The 12,261-nt window shown below is 74.6% G+C and carries 14 protein-coding genes; 8 read left to right on the forward strand and 6 right to left on the reverse strand.

Annotation, left to right across the window (positions count from 1 at the left end; all coding sequences use genetic code 11):
- Positions 1 to 45 precede the first annotated feature (45 nt).
- From EKH77_RS27875 to EKH77_RS27895, 5 genes are read left to right on the forward strand one after another with little or no spacing between them, the layout of a single operon-like run.
- Entirely contained in the window at positions 46 to 747 is a 702-nt protein-coding gene (locus tag EKH77_RS27875) for a response regulator transcription factor (RefSeq protein WP_126917022.1), read from the forward strand.
- A gap of 17 nt (positions 748 to 764) precedes the next feature.
- Entirely contained in the window at positions 765 to 2,279 is a 1,515-nt protein-coding gene (locus EKH77_RS27880) for an ATP-binding protein (protein ID WP_126917023.1), read from the forward strand.
- Positions 2,280 to 2,287: 8 nt separating this feature from the next.
- The gene (locus tag EKH77_RS27885) at positions 2,288 to 2,875 is read left to right on the forward strand and encodes a hypothetical protein (protein ID WP_126917024.1); all 588 of its coding nucleotides are present in this window, start codon (positions 2,288 to 2,290) and stop codon (positions 2,873 to 2,875) included.
- A 58-nt stretch (positions 2,876 to 2,933) separates the two neighbouring features.
- Positions 2,934 to 3,389, forward strand: a complete 456-nt coding sequence (locus EKH77_RS27890) for a helix-turn-helix transcriptional regulator (RefSeq protein WP_240667571.1) — start codon at positions 2,934 to 2,936, stop codon at positions 3,387 to 3,389.
- Positions 3,390 to 3,399: 10 nt separating this feature from the next.
- Entirely contained in the window at positions 3,400 to 3,822 is a 423-nt protein-coding gene (locus tag EKH77_RS27895) for a VOC family protein (protein WP_126917026.1), read from the forward strand.
- Positions 3,823 to 3,920: 98 nt separating this feature from the next.
- Here EKH77_RS27895 and EKH77_RS27900 read toward each other — a convergent pair whose 3' ends face one another.
- From EKH77_RS27900 to EKH77_RS27920, 5 genes are all read right to left on the reverse strand, one after another.
- Positions 3,921 to 4,436 (reverse strand): MarR family winged helix-turn-helix transcriptional regulator, encoded by a 516-nt coding sequence (locus tag EKH77_RS27900; RefSeq protein WP_126917027.1) that lies wholly within the window; start codon positions 4,434 to 4,436, stop codon positions 3,921 to 3,923.
- 105 nt (positions 4,437 to 4,541) lie between these two features.
- Positions 4,542 to 6,050, reverse strand: a complete 1,509-nt coding sequence (locus EKH77_RS27905) for an FUSC family protein (RefSeq protein WP_126917028.1) — start codon at positions 6,048 to 6,050, stop codon at positions 4,542 to 4,544.
- A gap of 37 nt (positions 6,051 to 6,087) precedes the next feature.
- Entirely contained in the window at positions 6,088 to 7,110 is a 1,023-nt protein-coding gene (locus EKH77_RS27910) for an acyl-CoA dehydrogenase family protein (protein ID WP_126917029.1), read from the reverse strand.
- The gene (locus tag EKH77_RS27915) at positions 7,107 to 8,276 is read right to left on the reverse strand and encodes an acyl-CoA dehydrogenase family protein (protein ID WP_126917030.1); all 1,170 of its coding nucleotides are present in this window, start codon (positions 8,274 to 8,276) and stop codon (positions 7,107 to 7,109) included. Before EKH77_RS27915 ends, EKH77_RS27910 begins: the two co-directional genes overlap by 4 nt.
- Before the next feature lies 1 nt (position 8,277).
- Positions 8,278 to 9,144, reverse strand: a complete 867-nt coding sequence (locus tag EKH77_RS27920; protein ID WP_126917031.1) for an enoyl-CoA hydratase — start codon at positions 9,142 to 9,144, stop codon at positions 8,278 to 8,280.
- Positions 9,145 to 9,189: 45 nt separating this feature from the next.
- Here EKH77_RS27920 and EKH77_RS27925 point away from each other — a divergent pair, with 45 nt between their 5' ends.
- The 3 genes from EKH77_RS27925 to EKH77_RS27935 are packed head-to-tail and all read left to right on the forward strand — an operon-like array spanning position 9,190 to position 11,786.
- Positions 9,190 to 9,990: an SDR family oxidoreductase gene (locus EKH77_RS27925; protein WP_126917032.1), complete on the forward strand. Its 801-nt coding sequence runs from the start codon at positions 9,190 to 9,192 to the stop codon at positions 9,988 to 9,990.
- Between the two features lie 14 nt (positions 9,991 to 10,004).
- A complete protein-coding gene (locus tag EKH77_RS27930; protein WP_126917033.1) occupies positions 10,005 to 10,604 on the forward strand; it encodes a TetR/AcrR family transcriptional regulator in 600 nt (199 codons plus the stop codon).
- Between the two features lie 9 nt (positions 10,605 to 10,613).
- Positions 10,614 to 11,786, forward strand: a complete 1,173-nt coding sequence (locus EKH77_RS27935; RefSeq protein WP_126917034.1) for an acetyl-CoA C-acetyltransferase — start codon at positions 10,614 to 10,616, stop codon at positions 11,784 to 11,786.
- A gap of 6 nt (positions 11,787 to 11,792) precedes the next feature.
- On the opposite strand, the gene EKH77_RS27940 is transcribed toward EKH77_RS27935, so the two are convergent.
- Positions 11,793 to 12,233: an Lrp/AsnC family transcriptional regulator gene (locus EKH77_RS27940; protein ID WP_126917035.1), complete on the reverse strand. Its 441-nt coding sequence runs from the start codon at positions 12,231 to 12,233 to the stop codon at positions 11,793 to 11,795.
- Between the last annotated feature and the right edge of the window lie 28 nt (positions 12,234 to 12,261).

Consider the following 12,261-nt stretch of genomic DNA (forward strand, 5'->3'; position numbering starts at 1 on the left):
GCCCCCGGGCGCATTCGTGCGAACGAACGACCGATACTGGTGCCCATGTCACGCGTGCTTCTGATCGAGGACGACCGGGCCGTCAGGGAAGGGGTCACCCTCACCCTGCGCCGCCGCGGCCACGAGGTCGAGGGCGCGCCCACCGGCGAGGCCGGGCTGGCGGCGCTGGAGAGCTTCCGCCCCGACCTGGTGCTGCTGGACCTGATGCTGCCCGACAAGAGCGGCTTCGAGGTCTGCCGGCGCATCCGCGCCACCCAGCAGATACCCATCATCATGCTCACCGCGCGCGGCGACGACATCGACGTCGTCCTCGGCCTGGAGGCCGGGGCCGACGACTACATCGTCAAGCCCGCCCGCGGCGAGGTCCTGGAGGCCCGCATCCGGGCCGTCCTGCGCCGCGCCGCCCCCGTCGACGGCGGCGCCGACCCGGCCGTCCCGCAGGCCACCGCCGAGACCCACGGCGACCTGACCATCGACCGCGCCGGGCTGCTCGTCTCCAGACACGGCCAGGACCTCCCGCTCGCCCCCTCCGAGATGAAGCTGCTGCTCTACCTGTCCGCCACCCCCGGCCGGGTCTTCAGCCGCCAGCAGCTCCTCGAGCACGTCTGGGAGCACAGCTACCACGGCGACGCCCGCCTCGTGGACGCCTGCGTCATGCGGCTGCGTACCAAGGTCGAGGAGTCCACGCGCTCCCCCCGCTACATCCAGACCGTCCGGGGCTTCGGCTACCGCTTCGGCCCCGTGTGAGCCGCGGAAAACCCTTCATGAGCCCCTTGAACCGCCCGGTCCACCTGCGCCGCCCCTCCCTGGGACGGCCGGCCCTGCGCACCCTCTTCCGGGGCCTGCGGGCCCGGCTCGTGGTGGCGTTCCTCCTCGTCGCCGCGCTCAGCGCGCTCACCACGGCCGCGCTCACCTTCCGCGAGGCCCGCACCGCGATCCTCAAGCGCACCCAGGACACGGCCGTCTCCGCCCTGCGTTCCCAGGTCAACTCCCAGGTCCCCGACCTGCGCTTCCCGCCCGGCCACGGCGACCTGGGCAGATTCACCACCAACCTCGCCCGGGCCGGCCAGGCGCAGCAGTGGAACATCTACGCCCGCTACCGGGACGGCGCCATGGTCCCCAAGGCCCGCCCCGGCGCCAAGGGCATCCCCGACGGCGTGCAGAAGAAGGTCCACTCCGGCATCGCCGCCTTCCAGCGCGTCGAGATCAACGGCGAGCCCTGGCTCGCCATCGGCCTGCCCGTCGCCTACAGCGGCGAGGGCGGTGAGCTGTCCGGCCTGGAGGTCTACGCCCAGGTGCCCCTCCGCGAGGACGAGGCGAACGTCCAGGCACTGGTCGAAGCGGCCCAGAGCGGCGCCCTGCCCGCCCTCGCGCTGGCCATCGTGCCCGCCCTCCTCGCCGCGCGCGGCGTGCTGCGGCCCGTGCGCGAGCTGCGCCGCGCCACCCAGCGCATCACCGAGGGCGAGCTGGACACCCGGCTGAAGGTCACCGGCAGCGACGAACTCGCCGACCTCTCCCGCACCTTCAACGACATGGCCGCCGCCCTGGAGGAGAACGTCGCCGAACTGCGCCGCATGGAGGCCAACTCCCGCCGCTTCGCCGCCGACGTCTCCCACGAGCTGCGCACCCCGCTGGCCGCGATGACCGCCGTCGTCGACGTCCTCGACGAGGACGCCGAGGCGCTGGACTCCGACACCGCCTACGCCGTGCGCCTCATCAGCCAGGAGACCGGCAAGCTCGCCCGCATGGTCGAGGACCTGATGGAGATCTCCCGCTTCGACGCCGGCGCCGCCGCCCTCCACCTCGACGAGGTCGACGTGGCCGAGACGGTCCGCAAGACCCTCCAGGCGCGTGGCTGGCAGGACAAGGTCACGGCCGACCTGCCCGAGGGCGTCCGGGCCCGGCTGGACCCGCGCCGCGTCGACGTCGTCGTCGCCAACCTCGTCGGCAACGCCCTGCGGCACGGCGGCGAGCCGGTCGCCGTCGCCGTCCGCACGGAGGAGCGGTACGACGGCGGGGAGCACAGCGGCGAGCGGCTGCTGATCGAGGTCGCCGACCGGGGCGAGGGCATCGACCCGGACGTCCTGCCGCACGTCTTCGAGCGGTTCTTCAAGGCGGACGCCGCCCGGGTCCGCTCCGAGGGCAGCGGCCTCGGCCTCGCCATCACCCTGGAGAACGTACGGCTGCACGACGGGACCGTACGGGCCGCCAACGGGCCCGGGGGAGGCGCGGTGTTCACCGTCGACCTCCCGCTGCGGCGCGGAGGTGACGAGTCATGAGACGGCACATGAGACGGCGACGTACGGACAAGCGGCGGGTGGCCGCCGCGGCGGCGCTGTGCGGCGCCCTCGCGGGCGTCCTGGCGGGGTGCGGCGTCGAGCCCACCGACGTCATCGAGGTGGGCCAGCCCGCGCAGGGCGCGAAGCAGCCCGGCGCCCCCGTGCGGGAGGTCCGGCTGTACTTCGGCTTCCCCGGCGGCCTCGAGCCCCGCTCCCGCCCCGCCGCCGGCGAGGTCGGCGCGGAGGAGGCCGTGGCCCTGCTGCTCCAGGGCCCCAACGAGGCCGAGCGGATGCAGGGCCTGTTCACGGACCTGCCGAAGCTGCCGCAGAGTTCCGTCGTCGTCGCCACGGTCCCCGGCACGGTGACGATCCGGCTGCCCCTGGACCCCACCCGGCTCAGCGCCATCGCCCGCAACCAGCTCGTCTGCACGGCCTCCCACAACGGCGTGCCCGACGACCGCCGGCCCGAGGACGTCAAGGTCGACCTCATGGGCAACGGCAAGGGCCTGAAGAACCTCGTCTGCGACAACGAGCTCCTCACGCCCCGGGTCGGCAGCAGCCCCGCCCCGGCCCCCTCGACGACGCCCGCGCCCTGACGTCGCCCTGACGTCGCGGGGCCGTGCCCTGTCGGACCCCCGTGCGATGCTGGAGCGCGTGACACTCGAGGACCTCGTGAGGCTGCGCCGCGCGCGGGACGTGATCGACCGCGACTACGCGCTGCCGCTGGACGTCCCGGCGCTGGCGCGCGTCGCCCTGATGTCGTCCGGGCACTTCTCCCGCAGCTTCCGCGCCGCGTTCGGCGAGACGCCGTACAACTACCTGATGACCCGCCGTATCGAGCGCGCCAAGGCGCTGCTGCGGCGGGGCGACCTGAGCGTGACGGAGGTCTGCTTCGCGGTCGGGTGCACCTCACTGGGCTCGTTCAGCTCGCGCTTCACCGAGCTGGTCGGCGAGAGCCCGAGCGCGTACCGGGCCCGCCGTCACGAGGAGGGCGCCGCGATCCCGGCGTGCGTGGCGAAGATCTACACACGGCCGCTCAGGACCAGGGATCCGGCCGGCGCCGGGCAACCGGTCAGGATCGGAGAAGCGGATCCGGCCGTCGCCTCGTAGCGTCGAGGACATGACCATCAAGCTTTCACAGTGCTTCATCGCCGTCGACGACCATGACAAGGCCCTCGGCTTCTACCGCGACATCCTCGGCCTGGAGGTGCGCAACGACGTCGGGTTCGAGGGGATGCGCTGGGTGACCGTCGGCTCGCCCGCGCAGCCGGACGTCGAGATCGTCCTCGAACCGCCGCTCGCCGACCCCAACGCCTCGCCCGCCGACCGGCAGGCCATGGCGGAACTGCTGGCCAAGGGCCTGCTGCGCGGCGTGATCTTCTCCACGGACGACTGCGACGCCACGTTCGAGAAGATCCGGGCCGCCGGGGGTGAAGTCCTCCAGGAGCCGGTCGACCAGCCCTACGGCGTCCGCGACTGCGCCTTCCGCGACCCGTCCGGCAACATGCTCCGCTTCACGCAGCCGCGCACCAGCGCCCCGTAGGGGCGCGGGGCAGTGCCGTTATGCGGCTACCGCCGCGTGGGCGCGAACGGCCACGGACGGCCCGCAGCCGCACAACCTCACCGGTCGGCGCCGGCCGCTCACGGCTGGAGGCCACCGAGCCGTCCCTCAAGGAGGACGAGCAACTCGGCAAGGGTGTCGGCGAGCTCGTCCTGCCGGTCCTTGCCGAGCCCCGCGAGCAGCGCCTGCTCATACTCCAGCTGGCGCGGGATCAGCACGTCGATGAGCTCCCGGCCGGAGTCGGTCAGCGACAGGTGGGCCACCCGCCGGTCGCGGTCGTCCGGGCGGCGGGCGACCAGGCCGCGCTCCTCCAGCACCCGCAGCCGCTTGGTGACCGCCGCGCCCGAGGCGAACGTCTCCCGGGCGATCTGCCCGGGCGTGAGCTCCCGGCCCGTGCGCCGCAGGGTGCCCAGGATGTCGAACTCCGCCCGCGTCAGCCCCTCGCCCACCAGCGGGGCGTCCGTGGCCTGCTGGAGCAGGGCGGCGCACCGGTTGAGCCTGCCGATCACGGCCATCGGCGCGGTGTCCAGTCCGGGGTGGACCCGCTGCCACTGGCGCAGCACGCGCGCGACGATGTCCTCGGCGTCCTCGGCCACAGTTCTCGATCCTCTCCAGTCGGTGTTCCCCGGTAGATTCTGCCGCGACGCGTGCGGGCGGATCCGTCGAGGCCCGCCGGAGGGGCCGCGTGCCGTCGGCCGGCGTCAGCCGGAGGCGGGTGCGGGGGCGCGGAGGGCGGCCAGGGCCCGGTGTCCCTCGTGCTCCTCGTGGGCGACCCGTGCCTCGGGCAGCGGGTGCCGCCGCCGCTCGCCGGCCGCGACGTCCGCCGCCGCGCGCAGCTCCAGCAGCGCCGCCCCGAGCCGCTCCCGGGCCCGCGCCGGATCCCGCGTGCTGTCATGCGCGTCGGCACGTGCGTCGCGGACCCGGCCGAGGGCGGCCTCCACCCGTTCCACGGCCCGTCCGTCGGCGACCAGCAGGCAGACCAGCACCCCCACCACCGCGCCCGCCACCGTGTCGACGCCCCGGTCCGTCATGGTCCCGCCCGCCGGGTGCGCCCCGGCGAACTCGCCCAGCAGCAGCGCCATCGGTGTCACGAACACGCTGCCCAGCCAGTAGTTCCGGGCGATGGTCGCCTCCGCCGCCACCTGGAGCGCGAGCGCGACCGCCACCATGACGACCTCGCCCGTCCGGGCGAGGGGCAGCAGCGCGGCGAACAGCGCCAGCCCCACGACATTGCCGATCACGCGCTGAGCGCCGCGCTGCCAGGACGCGGAGGCGTGCGCCTGGACGACGGACGCGGCGGTGACGACGGCCCAGTGGGGGTGCGTACCGCCCAGCGCGAGGGCGGCCCACCCGGCGAGGGTGCCGCCGAGCGCGACGCGGGCCGCGGCCAAATACAGCCCGTCCGGCGTTCGAGGGCGCCGCGCGTCGGCGCGGAACGGGGGCCCGGGGGCGAAGCCCACGGCATCGGGAAGGGGCGGGATCGGGGAATTCCCACGGCGCAGCCCCCGCGCCACCTCCCGCAGCCGCCCCGCCTCCGCCTCGGACGCGGTCTCCGCCCACCCCGCCAGCGCTTCCAGCTCGGGCCGGCCCGCGCACGCCCGCCGCGCCCCTTCCGTCGTCACCAGCACCGCGTGCCGGTCGCCCCGGGCCGCCGCCTCCAGGGCCCGCGCCACGGCGATCCGCTCCGGCCCGTGCGGCCGGACGAGGCCCGGGGCCATGCAGATCAGCCAGGCCAGGGCCCCGCTCGCCGCGACCAGCCCGAGGTGCGCGGGCACCTCCGCGACCCGCTGTGGCACGAAGAAGGCCGTCGACGTGACGAACGTCAGCACCACGTTCCCCGGCGGCCCGATCCGCGCGGCATCGCACACGGCCTTGTGGGCCGCCGCGACGAGCGCCGCGAGCAGCACCAGCAGCGGAGCCGAGTGGACGAGGGCGGCACTGGTCAGGGCCACGCCCATGCCCGCGACCGCGCCCAGGACCACCCAGGCCAGCGTCCGGGCGCGCCGGGCGTAGGGCCGGTCGTGCCCGTACAGTGCGCAGAGCGCGCCGGCGGCGGTGTAGAGGGCGAGGTCGAGGCGGCCGAGCGCGAGGAGCGTCACGTCGGGGACGGCCAGCGCGAGGGCCGCGCTCAGCGCCGGCCGGGGCCAGCTGTCCGCCGCCGGCTTCAGCCGGACGACACCGCGCAGGGGCAGGGGAGGGAGCTTCGCCATACAAAAACATTAGCAGGTGTTTTACTGGTGAAAGAGTTCAGTGAAGGAGCTCCAGGGCGTCCCGGCGGCACTCCTCCGGCGACCCCCACGCCTGTCGCAGCGCCCGTGCCTTGCCCAGCCACAGCGACAGCTCGTACTCGGACGTGTAGCCGATCGCGCCGTGCACCTGGAGCGCCGTGCGCGCCGCCGCGTACGCCGCGTCGCAGGCGGCCGCCTTGGCCGCCGCCACCTCCGCCCGGGCGTCCGGGGAGCCCGCCGCCAGCGCCACGGCCGCGCCGTACAGCAGCGGCCGCGCGAACTCCAGGCCGATCAGCGCGTCCGCAAGCCGGTGCTTGACCGCCTGGAACGAACCGATCACCGTGCCGAACTGGACGCGCCGCCGTGCGTGGGCCACCGTCCGGTCGAGGAGCGCGTGCCCCACCCCGAGCGCCTGCGCGGCGGTCGCGTACGCCGCCCACAGCCGCGCGTACGCGGCCGCCGACCCCACGGCGGGCCCGGCCGCCAGCCGCTCCCCGCCCGCCGCCGGAAGAGCCAGACGCCGCGCGAGGTCGACGGACGACAGGACCGGGCCGTGACCGGGCGCCAGCCACAGCTCGGCCGCCGCGCCATCCTTTCCACTCTTGACCACGAACACCGCGTCCGCCGCGTCGGCGTCTAGCGCGTACGGCCCCCCGGCCGGCGCCGCCAAAGTCACCCGCGCCCGGCCCGCGCACAGCTTCGGCACCCACTCCTTCGCGGGCGCAGCCTCCCCGGCCTCCGCCAGGCGCGACAGCAGGGCCGTCACAGCCACCGTCTCCACCAGCGGGCCCGGTACACAGTGCCGGCCGAACTCGACGAACGCGACGCCCACTTCCACCGGCAGCGGTCCCGCCCCGCCCAGCCCGCCGGGCGCCGCCAGCGTGAACACGCCCGCGTCCGCCGCCCGGCGCCACAGCGCCAGCCCCGGCCCGTGCTCGCCGCGCGCCCACGCCCGTACCGCCGAGGGCGTGTCCGCCGCCGCGAACATCCGGTCCAGCGAGCGCCCGAAGGCCGTCTGCCCGTCGTCCAGCGCGAACCTCATCCCCGCCGTCCCTTCGGCAGCCCCAGCAGCCGCTCCGCGATCACATCCCGCTGGATCTCGTTCGTCCCGGCGTAGACCGGCCCGGCCAGGGCGAACAGCCAGCCCTGCGCCCACTCGGCGTCGACGAGCTCGCCGTCCGCGCCCAGCAGGTCGAGGGCCGTCTCGTGCAGCGCGAGGTCCAGCTCCGACCAGAACACCTTCGTCAGGCTCGCCTCCGCCTCCGGCGGTGGACCCGGCGGACCCGACCGCTCCGGCCGCTCCGGCCGCGACACCCGCTCGTAGGCGTACAGCTGGTACGCGCGCGCCTGGATCACCGCGTCCGCGACCCGGTCGCGCAACGCCGTGTCACCGGGATCGGCGGCCGAACGCCACAGCTCCACCAGCCGCCCGGCCGCCGCCGTGAACCGGCCCGGGGCGCGCAGCGCCGTCCCGCGCTCGCTGCCCGCCGTGCTCATCGCCACCCGCCAGCCCTGCCCCGGCTCCCCGACGACGTCCTCGTCGGGGACGAAGACCTCGTCCAGGAAGATCTCGGCGAAGACCGGTTTCCCGTCGAGACGCCCGACCGGCCGTACGGTCACCCCGGGCGCGTCCAGCGGGAACAGCGCGTACGTCAGCCCACGGTGCGGACGGTCCGCCCCCGGGTGGCTGCGGAACAGCCCGAAGGCCCGGTCCGCGAACACCGCCCGCGACGACCACGTCTTGTTCCCACTGAGCAGCCACCCGCCGTCCGTACGGACCGCGACCGAGCGCAGCGCCGCCAGGTCGGAGCCCGCCTCCGGCTCGGACCACGCCTGGGCCCAGACCGTCTCGCCGCGCGCCATCGGCGGCAGGATCCGCGCCCGCTGCTCCTCGGTGCCGTGCGCGAGGAGCGTGGGGGCGAGCAGCGCGATGCCGTTCTGGGAGATCCGGACGGGCGCGCCCGCCGCGTGGTACTCCTCCTCGAAGACCAGCGACTCCACCGGCGAACCTTCCCGGCCCCCGTACACGTACGGCCAGGGGACCGCCGACCAGCGGCCCTCGTACAACGCCCGCTCCCACGCGCGGTGCTCGGCGAAGCCCCGCGCTGTCTCCGGCGGGGCGAGCGGGGCGGCGGGCACGTGCTCCGCCAGCCAGGCCCGCGCCTCCGCGCGGAAGGCGGCCTCCTCGGGGGTGAGGTCGAGGTCCACGTCAGGACTCCGCTCCCGCGCTCCGGCTCATGCTCCGGGCGTCCATCCCCGCGAGCGGATCGCCGGACGTCTCCGCGTTGTGCGCGTGGGCGAGGTGGTGGAGGGCGAAGGCCGAGTCCAGGCCGCTGTGCAGCCCCTGGAGATCCTCGGCCTGGTTGACCGCCCGCTTGGTCAGGGCCAGGCCCATCCGGGGCATCCGGGCGATCCGCCCGGCCAGGGCGCGGGTCTCGGCGGCCAGCGCGTCGCGCGGCACCACCCGGTTGACCATCCCCACCTCGTACGCGCGCCGCGCGCTCATCCGGTCGCCCGTGTAGAGGAGCTCCTTGGCGATCCGGGGCGGCATCACCCACGGGTGGGCGAAGTACTCGACGCCCGGGATGCCCATCCGCACGACCGGGTCGGCGAAGAACGCGTCCTCGCTCGCCACGATCAGGTCGCACACCCAGGCCAGCGTCAACCCGCCCGCCACGCAGGCCCCCTGGACGCTCGCGATCAGCGGCTTGGGCAGCTCGCGCCAGCGGCGGCACATCCCGAGATACACCTCGGACTCGCGGGCGAAGCGCCGCTCGGCGCCGGACTTGCCGGAGTGATCCCACCACAGCCCGGCCCGGCGGGGGAACGGCAGGTGCTCGTCGCGGCCGGGCGACCCGATGTCGTGCCCGGCCGAGAAGTGCTCGCCCGCCCCGGCCAGGACGACGACGCGGACGCCGTCGTCGGCCGCCGCCTCGGAGAAGGCCGAGTCCAGGGCGTAGGTCATCGCGGAGTTCTGCGCGTTGCGGTACGCGGGCCGGTTCATGGTGACGGTCGCGACGGGGCCGTCGCACTCGTAGCGCACGACAGGACCGGCGTCCACAGGGTCAGTGGTCATCAACCATCCTTCCCTAACAAGTGTTTGGTAGGTTAGCGTGGGGCCATGAGCAGCGTCGAGAGCTCCGGCCCGCCGCCCCCGCCACCCGGCCACGACCTGCTGACCGGCCGCACCGCCGTCATCACCGCCGCCGCGGGCACCGGCATCGGCGGCGCCACCGCCCGCCGCTTTCTGGAGGAGGGCGCGAGCGTGGTCCTGGGCGACGCCCACGCGTCCCGCCTCGCACACGTAGTGGCCGGGCTCGCCGGGGAGTTCGGGGCGGACCGCGTGGCCGGGACGCCCTGCGACGTCACCGACGAGGCCCGGGTCGCCGCCCTCCTCGACCTCGCCGAGGAACGCCACGGAACCCTCGACGTCCTCGTCAACAACGCGGGCCTCGGCGGCACCGCCGAACTCGCCGACATGACCGACGACCAGTGGCACCGCGTCCTCGACACCACCCTCACCGGCACCTTCCGCTGCACCCGCGCCGCCCTGCGCCGCATGCGGGCGCGCGGCACCGGCGGCGCCGTCGTCAACAACGCCTCGGTCCTCGGCTGGCGCGCCCAGCGCGGCCAGGCCCACTACGCCGCCGCCAAGGCCGGCGTCATGGCCCTCACCCGCTGCGCGGCCCTGGAGGCCGCCGACCACGGCGTCCGCGTCAACGCCGTCGCCCCCAGCCTCGCCGCCCACCCCCACCTCGCCCGGGTCACCACACCCGGGCTGCTGGAACGGCTGGCGGAACGGGAGGCGTTCGGCAGGGCGGCCGAGCCCTGGGAGATCGCCAACGTCATCGTCTTCCTCGCCAGCGACTACTCCTCGTACATGACCGGGGAGACCGTCGCCGTCAGCAGCCAGCGCGCGTGAACGAGAATGGCACCGTGCCGACCAGCAAGAAGACCACCGCCACGCGGCGCGAGGAACTCCTCGCCACGGCCGCCGAGGTGTTCGCCGAACACGGCTACCGGGCCACCACCGTCCGCCGGATCGCCGACGAGGCGGGCATGCTCGCCGGAAGCCTCTACTACCACTTCGACTCCAAGGAGTCGATGCTCGACGAGATCCTCACCGGCTTCCTCGACGACCTGTGGGCCCGCTACGACGCCGTGCTCGCCGCCGGGCACGGCCCTCGCGAGACCGTCACCGCGCTCGTCACCGAGTCCTTCCGCGAGATCGACCGGCACCGCCCGGCCGTCGCCCTCTACCAGAGGGAATCGGCGCACCTCGCCGGGAACCCCCGCTTCGCCTACCTCGCCGACTCCCGGCGGAGGTTCGAGGAGATGTGGCTGGGCGTCCTCCGGCGCGGCGTGGCCGACCGGGCCTTCCGCGCCGACCTCGACACCCGCCTCGCCTACCGCTTCCTGCGCGACACCGTCTGGGTGGCCGCGTCCTGGTACCGGCCCGGCGGGACGCACAGCGCGGAGGAGATCGCCCGGCAGTACCTGTCCATGGTCCTGGACGGCATCGCCCCACGACCCTAGGAGCCCGCCATGGCCGCACCCGTCACGGCCGAAGCGTTCATCGTCGAAGCGGTACGCACCCCCGTCGGCCGCCGCGCCGGCGCCCTCGCCGGCGTTCACCCCGCCGACCTGGGCGCCCACGTCATCGCCGAACTCATCCGGCGCGCGGGCGTCGACCCGGCGGCCGTCGACGACGTCGTCCTCGGCTGCCTCGACACCGTCGGCCCGCAGGCCGGGGACATCGCCCGCACCAGCTGGCTGGCCGCCGGCCTCCCCGAGGAGGTCCCCGGCGTCACCGTCGACCGGCAGTGCGGCTCCGGCCAGCAGGCCGTCCACTTCGCCGCCCAGGCCGTCCTCTCCGGCACCCAGGACCTCGTCGTGGCCGGCGGCACCCAGAGCATGTCGCAGATCCCCATCGGCTACGCCTTCCACCGCGCCACCGAACCCCTCGGCCTCACCCAGGGCCCCTTCGCCGGCTCCCACGGCTGGCGCGCCCGCTACGGCGACCGGCCCGTCAACCAGTTCCACGGCGCGGAGCTCGTTGCCGACCAGTGGGGCATCACCCGCGAAGCCATGGAGGAGTACGCGCTGCGCTCCCACGAACGGGCCGTGCGCGCCACCGACGAGGGCCGCTTCACCCGGGAGACCGTGCCGTACGGGGACGTGACGGCCGACGAGGGCCCGCGCCGCGACACCTCCCTCGCCCGCATGGCCGCCCTCCAGCCGGTCGTCCCCGGCGGGCGGCTGACCGCCGCCGTCTCCTCCCAGGTCTCGGACGGCGCGGCGGCCCTACTGATCGCGGGCGAACGCGCCGTCCGCGACCACGGGTTGACCCCCCGCGCCCGGATCCACCACCTCTCCGCGCGCGGCGAGGACCCCATCCGCATGCTCACCGCCCCCATCCCGGCGACCGCCCACGCGCTGCGCCAGGCAGGCCTGGGCGTGGACGACATCGACCTCTTCGAGGTCAACGAGGCCTTCGCCCCCGTGGTCCTGGCCTGGCTGAAGGAGACCGGCGCCGACCCGGACCGCGTCAACGTCAACGGCGGCGCGATAGCGCTCGGGCACCCGCTGGGGGCGACGGGGGCGAGGCTGATGACGACGCTGGTGGCGGAGCTGGAGCGGGCGGGCGGACGCTTCGGGCTGCAGGTGATGTGCGAGGGGGGCGGGCAGGCGAACGTGACGATCGTCGAGCGGTTGTGAACGCCCTCAGTCGTCCGTCTTGATCTTCTTCATGACGAGGTGGGAGTCGACCCGGGTGACGGCCCGCAGCCCGATCAGCTTGGTGGTCAGGAACGTCTCGTACGCCGCGTGGTCCTCGACGGCGACACGGATGAAATAGTCCGGGCGCCCGAAGAGGCGGTGGAACTCGACGACCTCGTCATAGGAGGCGATCGCGGACTCCAGCTCCTCGACCGTCTGGAGGTCGTTGACACCGATCTCCACGGCGGCCATCACCTCGAAGTTCCGGCCGGACGCCGCCGGGTCGATCCGGGCCCGGTACCCGGTGATGATCCCCTCGTCCTCCAGGCGCTTGACCCGGCGCAGACACGGCGGCGGCGTCAGACCGACCCGTTTGGCCAGCTCGACGTTGGTCAGACGACCGTCCTGGCGCAGATGGAACAAAATTTCTCGGTCGACGCTATCCATGTAATGAAGTGTCCCACGGGCCTGAAAC

Origin of the sequence: Streptomyces luteoverticillatus (assembly GCF_003970715.1) — a bacterium.
In the GTDB taxonomy this organism is placed as follows: Bacteria; Actinomycetota; Actinomycetes; order Streptomycetales; family Streptomycetaceae; genus Streptomyces; species Streptomyces abikoensis.

What these genes read in the sequence shown, in the direction of transcription:
- EKH77_RS27875 (WP_126917022.1), top strand. Translation starts at nt 46, where the DNA reads ATGTCACGCGTGCTTCTGATCGAGGACGACCGGGCCGTCAGGGAAGGG.
- EKH77_RS27880 (WP_126917023.1), top strand. Translation starts at nt 765, where the DNA reads ATGAGCCCCTTGAACCGCCCGGTCCACCTGCGCCGCCCCTCCCTGGGA.
- EKH77_RS27885 (WP_126917024.1), top strand. Translation starts at nt 2,288, where the DNA reads ATGAGACGGCGACGTACGGACAAGCGGCGGGTGGCCGCCGCGGCGGCG.
- EKH77_RS27895 (WP_126917026.1), top strand. Translation starts at nt 3,400, where the DNA reads ATGACCATCAAGCTTTCACAGTGCTTCATCGCCGTCGACGACCATGAC.
- EKH77_RS27905 (WP_126917028.1), bottom strand. Translation starts at nt 6,050, where the DNA reads ATGGCGAAGCTCCCTCCCCTGCCCCTGCGCGGTGTCGTCCGGCTGAAG.
- EKH77_RS27910 (WP_126917029.1), bottom strand. Translation starts at nt 7,110, where the DNA reads ATGAGGTTCGCGCTGGACGACGGGCAGACGGCCTTCGGGCGCTCGCTG.
- EKH77_RS27920 (WP_126917031.1), bottom strand. Translation starts at nt 9,144, where the DNA reads ATGACCACTGACCCTGTGGACGCCGGTCCTGTCGTGCGCTACGAGTGC.
- EKH77_RS27925 (WP_126917032.1), top strand. Translation starts at nt 9,190, where the DNA reads ATGAGCAGCGTCGAGAGCTCCGGCCCGCCGCCCCCGCCACCCGGCCAC.
- EKH77_RS27935 (WP_126917034.1), top strand. Translation starts at nt 10,614, where the DNA reads ATGGCCGCACCCGTCACGGCCGAAGCGTTCATCGTCGAAGCGGTACGC.
- EKH77_RS27940 (WP_126917035.1), bottom strand. Translation starts at nt 12,233, where the DNA reads ATGGATAGCGTCGACCGAGAAATTTTGTTCCATCTGCGCCAGGACGGT.